This window comes from Streptomyces sp. NPDC127119, from assembly GCF_042677425.1.
GTDB lineage: Bacteria > Actinomycetota > Actinomycetes > Streptomycetales > Streptomycetaceae > Streptomyces.
This window is the reverse complement of record NZ_JBHXTO010000021.1, coordinates 66544-79774: the sequence shown is the minus strand read 5'-3', so window position 1 is coordinate 79774 and position 13231 is coordinate 66544. Positions and strand designations below refer to the sequence as shown.

The following is a 13231-nucleotide window of genomic DNA, read 5'->3' as shown; positions in this document are numbered from 1 at the left end:
CAGGGGCGCGGGGAACTGCGCGGCCAACCACCACCGACCCGCAGGCTGCAGTCCGGCCCAAGGCACCCACCCCCCAGGGGCGCGGGGAACTGCGCGGCCAGCCACCGCGGACCCGCAGGCTGGGACCCAACCCAAAGCCGGCCCCTCTCGGCCGTCCCGGTCAGTTCTTGTTCAGGGAGCGGGTTATGCCCGCCACCACCGCCGTCGTCAGTAGCCAGCCCGCGGCGATCAGCGCGTACGAGAGGCCCATGACCGTCGGATCGGCCCAGTGCCAGGAACCGCGCTGGCCGAAGCCGCCGATCGGGATCAGCAGGTCCAGCGTGTAGGCCACGGCGCTGAACGGCGGCCCCTCGCCTTCCTTGTTCGCCGTGGGGGTGTGGGCGCTGAAGACCAGCGTCCCGATCAGTGACAGCAGGATCAGCCAGCCGCCCGCGCGCCAGGGCCGGTAGCCGTAGCCGACCGTGGCGTCGAAGACGCGGCCCCAGATCCGGGCGACGGGGTGGAGGGTGCCGCGCCGGTGCCGCTGCTTCTCCAGCAGGACGAGGCGCGCGTCGTCGTCATGGCCGATGAGGCGGTACCAGCCGGCGAGTTGCTCGTACGGCTGCGGGCTGTAGCCGGGTGACCGGCGGATCCAGGCGACGCGGCGGGCCGCCCCGACGCGTTCGCCGAGTCCGGCGGCCGGCGCGTCGTCCGCGTGGAGAGAGGTGTAGACGAGCCCCTCCAGCCGTACGCGTGCGGTCCGGCCGGTCTCGTTGTCGCGCAGTACCTCGACGCGTGCGCTGCGCAGGTCGATGCCGCCGGACGGGGCGACCGCGGGCGTGAGGTCGAGTTCGGCGACCTGGATGCGGGCGAGGTCCAGGGCGGCGCCGGGCTCGCCGAGGGCGGCGCCCCGCAGCGACAGGCGGTTGGTGATGTGCGCGCCACGCAGTCGGACGGCGGCGGTGGCGCTGAAGCCGTCGGTCAGTTCCAGCGTCGACACGGTGGCGGTGTCGGCGAGCAGCGCCTCGCCCGCCGGGTTCGCCAGCCGTGCTCCGCCCAGGAACAGGCCGCCGGACAGCTGGGCCCCCAGCAGCCGCAGCCCTCCCCTGGCGGTGAAGCCCTTGCTGCAGAAGACCGCGCCCTCTGCGACGAGTCCGCCCGCGAACAGGGCCCATTTGCCGTCGGCCTCCAGTGTGGCCCCGTTCAGGTCCAGTTCTCCGGAGACGTGGGCGTTGGTGAGTGCGAGCCGGCCGCCCCGCAGAGTCGTTCCGCTGAGTTCGAAGCGGCCTTCGACGCGGACCATCTGCGCTTCGATGCCGAGCACCCGGCAGCGTGTCATCCGGATCGTGCGGGTGGCGCTGCCGCGCAGGTTCACGGTCTCCTCCAGCCTGCACGACGCGAGGTGGACCGTGTGGGCGATGTCGCCGCCCGCCAGGTCGAGGCGGCCGACGATCCGCGCGCCCGTGAGGTTCAGGGCGGCGACGGCTCCCGGCCGGGCGGAGTGCGCCCCGAGCAGCAGGGCGGCCAGGACCTCGGCCCTGACCGTGCGCGCGGCGCCCCACGCCCGCCCGCCGACGGCGTCGTCCTCCTCGGGGTCCCCGCTGCGCAGGTCCACGAGCCTGCCCTCGGGAAAGGCATCCCAGACGGCACGTTCCGGCGGTGTCAGATCGTCGTACTGCAGCACCCCGGAAGGCTATCCGGGCCGTCGGGCCGGAAACCGGCCGAAGCCGTGCCGGGAACTGGCCCCGTCAGGCATAATCTCTGACTGAGTCAGCAATATTCTCTTGACCGTCGCTGTGAGACAGGTGTCACGTGCCATGACCGTTCAGGAAATCCGCGCCTTCAACCGCTTCTACACCAACCTCATCGGCGCACTCGACTACGGCCGCCAACTCCACGCGCCGTACACGCTCACGGAGTCCCGCGTGCTGTACGAGCTCGCCCACTCCCCCCGTACCGACACCGCCGACCTCCGTACCGAACTCTCCCTGGACTCCGGCTACTTGAGCAGGCTGCTGGCGAAGTTCGAGAAGGACGGACTGATCGAGCGGACACCTTCGGAGAAGGACACCCGGCGCCGCCGCGTCACACTCACGGCCCGCGGGCGGGAGACCGCCGACCTGCTGGACGAGCGCTCACGGGACTCGGTCGGCTCGCTGCTGTCGAGCGTGCCGCCCGGGGACCGGACCCGGCTCGCCGAGGCCATGCGGGACATCCGCGCGATCCTCTCCGACGCCGGACGCCGGCCCCCGCGCCGCGAGGACGTCCTGCTGCGTGAGCCCCGCCCGGGCGACCTCGGCTGGATCGTGCAGCGCAACGCGGCGCTCTACACCGCCGAGTACGGCTGGAACGCGGACTACGAAGGGCTGGTCGCCCGGATCGTCGCCGACTTCGCCGAGGACCACGACCCCCACCTGGAACGGGTGTGGATCGCGGAACTGGACGGCCGCCAGGTGGGCAGCGTGATGTGCGTACGGGACGAGGCACCCGGCGCCGCCCGGCTGCGCCTGCTGCTCGTCGAGCCGGACGCGCGCGGCCTCGGCATCGGCGACCGGCTGGTGAGCGCCTGCGTCGACTTCGCCCGCGGGGCCGGCTACCGGGAGACGGTCCTGTGGACGAACGACGTCCTGTCCTCCGCCCGCCGCATCTACCAGCGGCACGGGTTCGTCCTCGTCGACGAGAAACCGCACCGCTCCTTCGGCGCCGATCTCGTCGGGCAGGACTGGCGGCTGGACCTGCTCGGAACACAGGAGTGACGCGGAAGTGAGAGAACGCGAGCGGCGGGTAGGGTCCGTTTCGTGGTGCGCCGGCCCGGGGGCACTCGGGATTCCCGGCCCCTTGGCCGCAACGGCCCGCGGTCCGGCCCGCGGACCGGTCCGCGCCCGCAGTCCTGACTCGCCCGACTCGATCGACAGCGAAGGTGCGATTTCGTGAAACTGGCCTTCTCCACCCTCGGCGTACCCGGACTCCCGATCAGCGACGTGGTGCGGCTCGCCGCCACCCACGGCTATCACGGCGTCGAATTGCGTACACATCCCGAGGAGCCCGTGCACACCGGCCTCGACCTCACCGCACGCGCCGACGTGGTCGCCGAGTTCAAGACGGCGGGCGTCGAGGTCCTGGGCCTGGCCGGGTACGTACGGGTGGCCGCGCCGGGCGACGACGAGCCCGTACTCGCCGAGATCCGCGAACTCCTGGGCCTGGCACGGGACTTGGGCGCACCCTTCATCCGGGTCTTCCCCGGCGGCGGCTCCGGGCAGACACCCGACCAGACGCCCGAGGAGGCCGACGCGACGGCCGCCCGGCGGCTGGGCACGGCGGCCGAGTACGCGGCCGACCTCGGTGTACGGATCCTGCTGGAGACCCACGACTCGCACCGCACCGGCGCCGACGCGATCCGCGTCCTCGGGCCCGTCGGGCACCGGCAGGCGGGGGCGCTCTGGGACGTCATGCACACGTGGCTCGGCGGGGAGCAGCCCTCGGCGACTTTCGCGGCGCTGTCGCCGTTCCTCGGGTATGTCCAGGTCAAGGACATCGCGTCCGCGGACGACACGACTCCGCTGGCGCTGGGGGCGGGGGTGTTGCCGCTCACCGAGTGTGTGGACCTGCTGTCCCGGGAGGGGTGGGACGGGTGGTTGTGCTGGGAGTACGAGAAGCGGTGGTACGAGGCGGCGGAGCCGTTGGAGGGGTTGTTGGGGGCGGGGCATGACTATCTGTCGCGCCTCCTGAACGACGCGGCGTAGCGCGCGCAGCGCGCCGTTGCCCCGAGCCGCCACCCGAGCGCGGACCCACGCCCCAAAAGACTGCGCAGTTCCCCGCGCCCCTTGAAGGGCCCGTCGCCGGGTGCGGGCCCGCTGTGGCTGATCGCGCCGTTCCCCGCGCCCCTTAAAAGGCCCGTCGCCAGGTGCGGGTCCGTCGTGGCTGATCGCGCCGTTCCCCGCGCCCCTTGAAAGGTTCGTTGTCGGGTGTGGGTTCGTCGTGGCTGATCGCGCCGTTCCCCGCGCCCCCTAAAAGGCCCGTCGCCGAGTGCGGGTTCGTCTCGGTTGCTCGCGCCGTTCCCCGCGCCCCTCAAGACGATCGCGGTGGCCCGCCACCTCCAGGGGCGCGGGGAACTGCGCAGTCTTTTAGGGGTGCGGGGAACTGCGCGGCCGGCCACCGCCGGGGCGCGGCCGGTTCGAACGTGTGCCCCTTCCGTCCCGGGAGCGCACTCGCGTCCGCCCTCGTACCTACTTGCCGGAATTCGGGGATTCCGGGGAACCCATCCCCACCGGCCCTCGTCCAATTCGCATGCTGTCGGATGAGTCTCCGCAGTGCGGTGTCGGCCTCGCTGCTGGCTGCGATCGCTGACCACCCTCTCCGCCGCCTGCGGCCGGCAGCACGCCGTCACCGGCGCGCCCCCCTCCAACAGCGCCGGTGGCGGCCCCTCCCCCGGCGCCACCCAGGCACCGCCCCCGCGCCACCCCCACCGCGTCCGTCCGCGCTATTGACTGGCAGAAATTTCCCGGATATCCGTGACTCCTTGGCAGTTTTCTTCAAGGATCGCCCGAGGGAATCCTGCAAGGGAAACCCGCAAGGGTTCGTTCAGCTCGCCCCTCCACGGGTCCCCCGGGCCCTCTCCGGAAGGAGCGCACGTGCACACCTCCAGACGTACGCTGCTCGCGGCCACCGCCGGTGCGGCCGCAGCCGTCGCCGGCGCCACCCCCGCACTCGCCGGCACCGGCACCGGCGCCCACGCGCACCGCGACGACAAGCGGCTGCGGGCCCTCGTCTCCCGTATGACGCTCGAAGAGAAGGTCGGGCAGCTCTTCGTCATGCGGGTGTACGGGCACTCCGCGACCGAGCCCGACCAGGCCGACATCGACGCCAACCTCGCGGAGATCGGCGTACGGACGGCCGCCGAGCTGATCGCGAAGTACCGGGTCGGCGGGATCATCTACTTCGGGTGGGCGCACAACACCCGCGCACCGCACCAGATCGCGGACCTGAGCAACGGCATCCAGAAGGCCTCGCTGGAGCAGCCCCGCGGGCTGCCCGTGCTCATCTCCACCGACCAGGAGCACGGCATAGTGGCACGGGTGGGCACGCCCGCGACGCTCTTCCCCGGCGCGATGGCCCTGGGCGCGGGCGGCTCGCGCACGGACGCCCGCACGGCCGGGCGCATCGGCGGCGCCGAGCTGCGTGCGATGGGCATCCTCCAGGACTACGCCCCGGTCGCCGACGTGAACGTGAACCCGGCCAACCCGGTCATCGGCGTTCGCTCCTTCGGCGCCGATCCCGAGGCCGTGGCGGGCCTGGTCGCCGCGCAGGTGAAGGGCTATCAGGGCGCCGGGGTCGCGGCCACCTCCAAGCACTTCCCGGGGCACGGCGACACCGAGACCGACAGCCATTACGGCTTCCCGGTGATCGCGCACACCGAGGCACAGTGGGCCGAGCTGGACGCGCCCCCGTTCAAGGCCGCGATCGCCGCCGGTATCGACTCGATCATGACTGCGCACATCATGGTTCCGGCGCTCGACCCGGCCGGCGATCCGGCCACTCTCTCGCGTCCGATCCTCACCGGCATCCTGCGCGAACGTCTCGGCTACGACGGGGTCGTGGTGACGGACTCGCTCGGCATGGAGGGTGTCCGCACGAAGTACGGCGACGACCGTGTGCCGGTACTCGCCCTGAAGGCCGGTGTCGACCAGCTCCTCAACCCGCCGAAGCTGGACGTCGCCTGGAACGCCGTCCTTCAGGCCGTCCGCGGCGGCGAGCTGACGGAGGCCCGCCTCGACGAATCGATCCTGCGCGTGCTGCGGCTGAAGGCGAAGCTGGGGCTGCTGAAGGACCCGTACGTCACGGGGCGGGGGGTCGACCGCACGGTCGGGATCCCCTCGCACCTGAAATCCGCCGACCGTGTCGCCGAGCGGACGACGACTCTGCTCGTCAACTCCGGCGGGCTGCTGCCCCTGTCACGGCGTACGCACACGAAGGTGCTCGTCGTCGGCGCCGATCCGGCCTCGCCGTCCGGCACCACGGGTCCGCCCACGACCGTCCTGGCGAACGCCCTCACCGAGCTGGGGTTCACCCCGACCGTGCTGTCGACGGGCACGGCCCCCTCGGCCGCGACGATCGCGAAGGCCGTCGCGGCGGCAGGGGGCGTGGACGCGGTCCTGGTGGGCACGTACAACGTCACCGCCGCCTCCGCGCAGCGCGCCCTCGTGAACCAACTGCTCGCCACCGGCCGCCCGGTGGTCGCGCTCGCCATCCGCAACCCGTACGACGTGGCGCAACTGCCAGACGTCAAGGCCTACTTGGCGTCGTACTCGTGGACGGACGTCGAGCTGCGCGCCGCGGTACGGGTGCTCGCCGGGCGGGTGGGTCCGCGCGGCAGGCTGCCCGTGCCGGTGCAGCGCGCGGACGATCCGGCGGTGGTGCTGTATCCCGTGGGGCACGGCCTGACGTACTGAGGTCCTACACAGGGGCGCGCGCCCGGCCTGGCGTACCGGGTCTACGACGTGCGCCCCTTCCCGCATCCCCAAGTGACGCAAAGCGTCCGGTACGCCTGGCGGGGCCCGCCCCGGCGGGTCACGCTGGGCTGGGGATGATCGGGGGGAGGTGCCATGCGCGAGGCACGCGGCGCGGGCGCACACCGCGCGAGGTCCGCCGACGCGACGGCGGCGATGCTGTGCGCGCCGCTGGTGTGCGCGCTGCTCATGCTGGTGCCGGCGGCTCTCGCGGGGTGCGGGCAGCCGTCCGGGTCCGACGGCGACGCGCGGCGCACGACTCCCGCTCCGGTCCCGACCCAGGCGTCGGGGTACGGGGTGGTGTTCCTCGGGATCGACGAGTGCAGTTCGTTCGGGCGCGAGTCGTTCACCGAGGTGCCGTGCACCAGCGAGCGGGCGGCGGCGCGGGTGATCGCGCGGCACGACGGCAGGGCGGGCGAGGGCCGGCCCTGTCCCGCCACCACGGACTTCGTGCTGCACATCAGCGAGCAGCGGCCCTCCGCCGACGAGGACGGCGACGGCTCGGTCCCGCAGGGGTACGCCTGTATGCGCAACCTGGAGCCCCCGCACCCGGGCGACCCGGGCGGCGGCGGAGGCCCCCGCACGATCGTCGGCGACTGTGTCTACGGCGCGGGTGCGGGCGAGGTCCGCGAGACCGCGTGCGCCGGCCCGAGTGATGGCCCGAGTGGTGGCCCGAGTGGTGGCAGGGCCCCCGAGTACAAGGTGACCGGGGCCGTGCAGCGGCGCTCCGACTGCCCCGCGTCCACCGAGCTGTACGTGCAGCTCGGTGGACCGGAGCCGGTGGGCTGCGCCCGCCCGTTGTAGCCCGGGGGCTCGTGGCCCGGGGGCCGGACGGACGGGCGCGGCACCGGACGCGTGACCGGAACGGCTACGGACGGAGCTGACGCTCGACCGTGCGCTTGTCCAGCTTCGAGTCCCACTTGGCCAGGGGCTTCGCCTTCTCCGGGTCCGCCTGGACCGCGGCCGTGGCGACGCCCGCCCACTCCAGGATGCGGGCCGTGGCGAGGGCCTTCTCGTCGGCGACGAGACCCGCGACGTTGGCGCCGTGGTTCAGGCCCGGGGCCGTGAACACGTACGAGTCACGGGCACCCTTGCCGAGGCGGAACGGCTCGGCGCCCCACGGGTCGTTCTGCCCGTACACGAACAGCATCTGGTTCGCGTTGTGCTTGACCCAGGAGTCGACGCTGCGCATGACGCCGGGCTGGAACTTCATCTTGATGTCGCGCGGCACGAAGTTCCGCGGCGGCTGGTAGCCGTAGCGGATGTACTTCTTCTCGATGTGCGGGAAGACGATGGTCGGCGCACCGAGCTGTGTGCCCGCCTGGTAGTAGTACGGCGTGTAGGGCGACAGGCCCTGGTCGGTGTAGAACGAGAAGCCGGAGATCGTGTCGATCGACGTCCAGATCTCGTCGTCCGTGGCGTTCTTCGCGTCCGCCGGGATCGTGTCGCAGTCGGCGAGCAGGCTGTACTGCCAGAAGCCCCACACGTAGTCGAGGACGACCGCCTCGTACGCCCGGTCCAGGCTGCCGATGGTGGTGAAGGTGTAGCCCTCGGCGGCGGCCAGTTCCTTGTACTTCTTCTCCAGCGCGGTACGGCGTACCAGCGCCTCGCGCTGCACCGCGTTCAGCCGGGTGCGGCACTCCTTGGTGCCGACCTTGGCGAAGAACCGGTCGTACGCCGAGTCCTCCTTGTTCACCACGTCGTTGGGGGCGACGTACGCGACGACGCCGTCCATGTCACGCGGGTAGAAGCGCTCGAAGTAGGTGGCGGTCATGCCGCCCTTCGAACCGCCCGTGGAGACCCACTTCTTGTCGTAGACCGGCTTGAGTGCCTTGAAGATGCGGTGCTGGTCGCTGGCCGCCTGCCAGATGTCGAGCTTCGACCAGTCCGCCGGCGCGGGCCGGGACGGAGTGAAGTAGCGGTACTCCATCGAGACCTGGTTGCCGTCCACGATCTGGGTCGGCTCGCGGCGGCTCGGGGTCGTGGAGACGTTGTAGCCGCCGGTGTAGAAGACCGTCGGGCGGGCGGTGTCCTTGTGCAGCACGGTGATGCGCTGCTGGAAGGTGCCCTTGGACGGGTGCCGGTGGTCGACCGGCTGGGTGTAGTTGAGGACAAAGAAGCGGTAGCCCGTGTAGGGCTTCTCCTCGATCAGGCTCATGCCCGGTATCGCGAGGAGGCGGTCCTTGATGTCCGCCGACTCGTCCGTGACGAGGTTGGTTGCGGTGGCGGCGTCCGGCTGGGCGGCGGTGGCCGCCCCGGCCGTGCTCACGGTGCCTATGAGCACCACGAGGGACAACAGCCATCTGAGCGTCTTGCGCATGCGTTCTCCCCTGAATACGCAGATGTCCGCCGGAACTTAGCCCAGCAACAGCTGTCACACCAGGGGATGTTGTGGACATTACCGTCAGGTCGATGCGAAGACCGCGCGACTTGGGGGTTCAGCAGAGGATCCAGCCCGTGCTGACCGTACCCGGGCCGACGGCCCCCGTGACCCGTACGCAGCGGTGGCCCGCGTGCACCCGTACCGGACCCGCGTACCGCACGAACCGGCCCGCGTTCGGCACGCGCTCGCTGCCCCGGGCCTGGACGCTCACCATCATGTAGCGGCGGGCGCCCACCTTCTTGGGGTAGGTCACCGCGCACACGTAGCCGCGCTTCTTGTGGACGTCCACATGGCCGGTGGAGAAGGGCAGGGTGCGCACCTTGCGCCCGGCACACGGTGACGCCGCCGAGGCGTCGCCCACCGGGCCCGCGAGTGCCAGCAGTCCGGACGCCGTCAGCACGGCGGTACCGAGCGTGAGGCGTCGGCGTATCGCGCCCATGTCCACTGGTGTCCCTCCACGGCCCCCGGCGTCTGATGCCCTGCTTCGACGTACTGCTGTACGGACGCATGGCGTACGGCGAACGGTTGCCCTACCCGCCGGTTGCGGCTTTTCTGCGTGTTCATGGCGCATTCGCGGCGTGTCCGGGCCGTCTTCGAGAGGTGTCCGAGCGTCTCCGCGGAGTGGCCCGAGCCGTCAGGTCGCGGTGCGGACCGGGTCCGGCTCCCCCACGAACGTCCGCCACAGGCGCGCGTACCGGCCGTCGAGCGCGAGCAGTTCGTCGTGCGTGCCGTCCTCCGCGACCCGGCCGTCGGCCATCACCACGACCCGGTCCGCGCGGGCGGCCGTGGTCAGCCGGTGGGCGACGACCAGGGTGGTGCGGCGGCCCGCGATGCGGTCGGTGGCCTGGTTGACCTGGGCCTCGGTGGCCAGGTCGAGCGCGGCGGTGGCCTCGTCGAGGAGCAGGATGTCCGGGTCGACGAGTTCGGCGCGGGCCAGCGCGATCAGCTGGCGCTGGCCGGCGGAGAGGTTGCGCCCGCGCTCGGCGACCTCGTGGAGGTAGCCGCCGTCCAGCGTGGCGATCATGTCGTGCGCGCCGACCGCGCGGGCCGCCGCCTCCACCTGCGCGTCCGTGGCGTCGGGACGGCCGTACGCGATGGCGTCCCGGACGGTGCCCTGGAAGAGGTACGCCTCCTGGGGGACCACTCCGAGACGGTGCCGGTACGAGGTCAGGTCGAGCGAGCGCAGATCCGTGCCGTCGACCGTGACCCGGCCGCCGGTCGGGTCGTAGAACCGGGCCACCAGCTTCACCAGGGTCGACTTGCCCGCGCCGGTCTCGCCGACGAACGCGACGGTCTGCCCGGCGGGGATGCTCAGCCGCACCCCGCTGAGCGCCTCCTCCGCTTCACCTTCGCCAGTGGGCCCGTAAGCGAAGTCGACGTCCTCGAAGGCGATCTCGCCCCTCAGGGACAGCACCTCCAGCGGCTCGGCGGCGGCCTTCGTGGAGGTCGGCTCCTGGAGCAGCTCCTGGATCCGGCCGAGGGAGACGGTCGCCTGCTGGTAGCCGTCGAAGACCTGCGAGAGCTGCTGCACGGGGGCGAAGAACAGATCGATGTAGAGGAGGTACGCGACCAGCGCACCGGTGGTGAGGGTGCCCGCGTCGACGCGCCCGGCGCCCACGACGAGCACGGAGGCGGCGGCGACCGCGGACAGCAGCTGCACGAACGGGAAGTAGATCGAGATCAGCCACTGCCCGCGGATACGCGCCTGGCGGTAGCTGTCGCTGCCCTCCGCGAAGCGCCGCCCGCCCGAGCCCTCGCGCCGGAACGCCTGGAGGATGCGCAGCCCCGACACCGACTCCTGGAGGTCCGCGTTCACCACGGACACCCGCTCACGGGCCAGTTCGTACGCCTTCACGCTGGACCTGCGGAAGAAGAACGTGCCGACGATCAGCGGCGGCAGCGTCAGGAAGACGATCAGCGCGAGCTGTACGTCGATGACGAGCAGCGCGCCCATGATGCCGAAGAAGGTGACGACCGACACGAAGGCGGTGACCAGACCGGTCTGCAGGAACGTGGACAGCGCGTCCACGTCCGTCGTCATGCGGGTCATGATCCGGCCGGTCAGCTCCCGCTCGTAGTAGTCGAGCCCGAGCCGCTGGAGCTGCGCGAAGATCTTCAGCCGCAGCGAGTACAGGACCCGCTCGCCGGTGCGGCCGGTCATCCGGGTCTCGCCGATCTGCGCCGCCCACTGGACGAGCACGCTGATCAGGGCGATCACCGAGGCCGCCCACACACCGCCGATCGCCATCTCGGAGACGCCCTCGTCGATGCCGTGCCGGATCAGGACCGGCAGCAGCAGGCCCATGCCCGCGTCGACGGCGACCAGGCCGAGGCTGACGAGCAGGGGCAGCCCGAAGCCCCGCAGCAGGCGCCGCAGCCCGTACGACTCCTCCGGGGTGACCGCGCGCGCCTCGTCGACGCCGGGGGTGTCGGTGGCGGGCGGCAGGGCGTCGACCTGCGCGAGGAGGCCGGGGGTCGCGGGCATACCGGCCAGCGCGGTGTCCTTGGGTTCGCGGTCGCCGGTCCACAGGTGCGGGGTGACCCCGCGCTCGGCGTCGAACTCGGCGTCCAGCTCGTCCCGTACGGAGGTGTCCTCCTGCGGACAGGACGGCGTGGTGTGACCGGGCGAGACCCCGCCCAGTTCGTCCGGGTCGGTGAGCAGACGGCGGTAGAGCGGCGAGCGCTCGGTCAGCTCCTCGTGGGTGCCGAGGTCGGCGAGGCGGCCGTCTTCGAGGACGGCGATGCGGTCGGCGAGGTTCAGCGTGGAGCGGCGGTGGGCGATGAGGAGGGTGGTGCGGCCCGCCATGACTCCGCGCAGGGCCTCGTGGATCTCGTGCTCGACGCGCGCGTCGACCGCGGAGGTCGCGTCGTCGAGGACCAGCAGGCGCGGGTCGGTGAGGATCGCACGGGCCAGGGCCACGCGCTGGCGCTGACCGCCGGAGAGGGTGAGTCCGTGCTCGCCGACCTTGGTGTCGTAGCCGTCGGGCAGCGCGGAGACGAAGCCGTGCGCCTGGGCGGCGCGGGCGGCGGTCTCGATCTCCTCACGGGTGGCCTCGGGGCGGCCGTACGCGATGTTGGACCCGACGGTGTCCGAGAAGAGGAAGGAGTCCTCGGGGACGAGTCCGATCGCGGCCCGCAGCGAGTCGAGGGTCAGCTCGCGCACGTCGAGGCCGCCGATGAGGACCGCGCCGCCGGTCACGTCGTAGAAGCGGGGCAGCAGCAGGGAGACCGTGGACTTGCCGGAGCCGGAGGAGCCGACGACCGCGAGGGTCTCGCCGGCGCGGATCTCGAAGCTGAGGCCGTCGAGGACCGGGCGGTCGTCGTCGTAGGCGAAGGACACGCCGTCGAACTCGACGGTCGCGGGCGCGTCGGCCGGGAGGTCCTTCGTGCCGTCCTCCATCGACGGACGGGTGTCGATCAGCTCCAGGACGCGTTCGGCGCCCGCCCTGGCCTGCTGGCCGACGGTGAGGACCATGGCGAGCATGCGCACGGGCCCCACGAGCTGGGCGAGATAGGAGGAGAAGGCGACGAACGTACCGAGGGTGACCTCGCCCTTCACCGCCAGCCAGCCGCCGAGGGCCAGCATGGCGACCTGCCCGAGCGCCGGAACGGCCTGGAGGGCCGGGGTGTACTTGGAATTGAGCCGGATCGTACGCAGCCGCCCCGCGAAGAGCCGCCGCCCGATCTCCCGGAGCTTCCCGGTCTCCTGGTCCTCCTGCCCGAAGCCCTTCACCACCCGTACGCCGCTGACCGCGCCGTCGACGACCCCGGCCACCGCGGCGGCCTGCGCCTGCGCGTACCAGGTCGCCGGGTGCAGCTTGGAGCGGCTGCGCCGGGCGATGAACCAGAGGGCGGGGGCGACGGCCAGCGCGACCAGGGTGAGCGGGAGGGACAGCCAGGCCATGATCCCCAGGGAGATCAGGAAGAGCAGGATGTTCCCGACGGTCATCGGGAGCATGAAGAGCAGGCCCTGGATGAGCTGGAGGTCGCTGGTCGCGCGGCCCACCACCTGGCCGGTCGACAGCTCGTCCTGGCGCCTGCCGTCGAGGCGCACGATCGTCTCGTACATGTCGGTGCGCAGGTCGTGCTGGACGTCGAGCGCGAGCCGGCCGCCGTAGTAGCGGCGGATGTAGGTGAGGACGTAGACGAGGACGCCCGCGCCGATGAGCGCGCCCGCCCAGGGGGCCATGTCGCGGGTGTGGTCGCCCACGACGTCGTCGATGATCACCTTGGTGATGAGGGGCACGACGGCCATGACGGCCATGCCGGCGAGCGAGGCGCCCAGCGAGAGCACGACGTCCTTCGGGTACCGCCACGCGTACCCGGCCAGCCGCCGTGCCCATCCCCGCTGCGTTGTCACTCC

The 13231-nt window shown here is 71.9% G+C and carries 8 protein-coding genes; 4 read left to right on the top strand and 4 right to left on the bottom strand.

Annotation, left to right across the window (positions count from 1 at the left end):
• Positions 1-160: 160 nt before the first annotated feature.
• The gene (locus tag ACFVH5_RS12910; protein WP_385833588.1) at positions 161-1663 is read right to left on the bottom strand and encodes an oxidoreductase; all 1503 of its coding nucleotides are present in this window, start codon (positions 1661-1663) and stop codon (positions 161-163) included.
• 133 nt (positions 1664-1796) lie between these two features.
• Between ACFVH5_RS12910 and ACFVH5_RS12905 the strand changes: the two genes are divergently transcribed.
• From ACFVH5_RS12905 to ACFVH5_RS12890, 4 genes are all read left to right on the top strand, one after another.
• Positions 1797-2735 carry a GNAT family N-acetyltransferase gene (locus ACFVH5_RS12905; protein WP_385833587.1) on the top strand — a complete coding sequence of 313 codons (939 nt, stop codon included), beginning with the start codon at positions 1797-1799 and terminating at the stop codon, positions 2733-2735.
• A 174-nt stretch (positions 2736-2909) separates the two neighbouring features.
• The gene (locus ACFVH5_RS12900; protein WP_385833585.1) at positions 2910-3722 is read left to right on the top strand and encodes a sugar phosphate isomerase/epimerase family protein; all 813 of its coding nucleotides are present in this window, start codon (positions 2910-2912) and stop codon (positions 3720-3722) included.
• Positions 3723-4610: 888 nt separating this feature from the next.
• Entirely contained in the window at positions 4611-6428 is a 1818-nt protein-coding gene (locus tag ACFVH5_RS12895) for a glycoside hydrolase family 3 protein (RefSeq protein WP_385833583.1), read from the top strand.
• Between the two features lie 213 nt (positions 6429-6641).
• Positions 6642-7289 carry a hypothetical protein gene (locus ACFVH5_RS12890; RefSeq protein WP_385833610.1) on the top strand — a complete coding sequence of 216 codons (648 nt, stop codon included), beginning with the start codon at positions 6642-6644 and terminating at the stop codon, positions 7287-7289.
• Between the two features lie 64 nt (positions 7290-7353).
• On the opposite strand, the gene ACFVH5_RS12885 is transcribed toward ACFVH5_RS12890, so the two are convergent.
• The 3 genes from ACFVH5_RS12885 to ACFVH5_RS12875 all read right to left on the bottom strand — a co-directional run bounded on the left by ACFVH5_RS12885 (position 7354) and on the right by ACFVH5_RS12875 (position 13228).
• Complete coding sequence (locus ACFVH5_RS12885; RefSeq protein ID WP_384807952.1) at positions 7354-8805, bottom strand: S28 family serine protease; 1452 nt, start codon at positions 8803-8805, stop codon at positions 7354-7356.
• Between the two features lie 118 nt (positions 8806-8923).
• Entirely contained in the window at positions 8924-9307 is a 384-nt protein-coding gene (locus ACFVH5_RS12880) for a hypothetical protein (RefSeq protein ID WP_384807950.1), read from the bottom strand.
• A 195-nt stretch (positions 9308-9502) separates the two neighbouring features.
• Positions 9503-13228: an ABC transporter ATP-binding protein gene (locus tag ACFVH5_RS12875; protein ID WP_385833582.1), complete on the bottom strand. Its 3726-nt coding sequence runs from the start codon at positions 13226-13228 to the stop codon at positions 9503-9505.
• Between the last annotated feature and the right edge of the window lie 3 nt (positions 13229-13231).

Bases quoted from the DNA above. Each gene is read 5' to 3' on its own strand.
- ACFVH5_RS12890 (WP_385833610.1), top strand. From the start codon at position 6,642: ATGCTGTGCGCGCCGCTGGTGTGCGCGCTGCTCATGCTGGTGCCGGCG.
- ACFVH5_RS12885 (WP_384807952.1), bottom strand. From the start codon at position 8,805: ATGCGCAAGACGCTCAGATGGCTGTTGTCCCTCGTGGTGCTCATAGGC.
- ACFVH5_RS12880 (WP_384807950.1), bottom strand. From the start codon at position 9,307: ATGGGCGCGATACGCCGACGCCTCACGCTCGGTACCGCCGTGCTGACG.
- ACFVH5_RS12905 (WP_385833587.1), top strand. From the start codon at position 1,797: ATGACCGTTCAGGAAATCCGCGCCTTCAACCGCTTCTACACCAACCTC.